We start from the raw sequence: 255 nt of genomic DNA, 5'->3' as shown, positions 1-255 counted from the left end.
AGAAAATGGGTAAGGATGTACAGGAAGGCGATGCATTTATATTTATCAATAAATCATTGACCAACATGAAAATACTCCATGCCGAATACGGTGGGCTGGTGATATATAATATGAGACTTGAGAGTGGAACTTTCCGTTTGTCTGATATTGACTGTGAAGACTCTTCCGCTTCACTCTCCATCAACTGGTCAGAATTGACATTGATAGTGCATGGTATATCACCTTCAGAGACGAAAAGAGCACCACGCTGGTCTC

1 protein-coding gene is annotated in these 255 nt (G+C 41.2%); it reads left to right on the top strand.

All coding sequences use genetic code 11. The features are described 5' to 3' along the window. Window positions 1-5 precede the first annotated feature (5 nt). Window positions 6-255: IS66 family insertion sequence element accessory protein TnpB (gene tnpB, locus I6E24_RS17070; RefSeq protein WP_235329875.1), on the top strand; the 250-nt coding region annotated here is incomplete at its 3' end.

Source organism: Bacteroides caecigallinarum, assembly GCF_021530995.1.
Classification (GTDB): domain Bacteria; phylum Bacteroidota; class Bacteroidia; order Bacteroidales; family Bacteroidaceae; genus Phocaeicola; species Phocaeicola faecigallinarum.
This window is presented reverse-complemented; position numbering and strand designations above follow the sequence as displayed.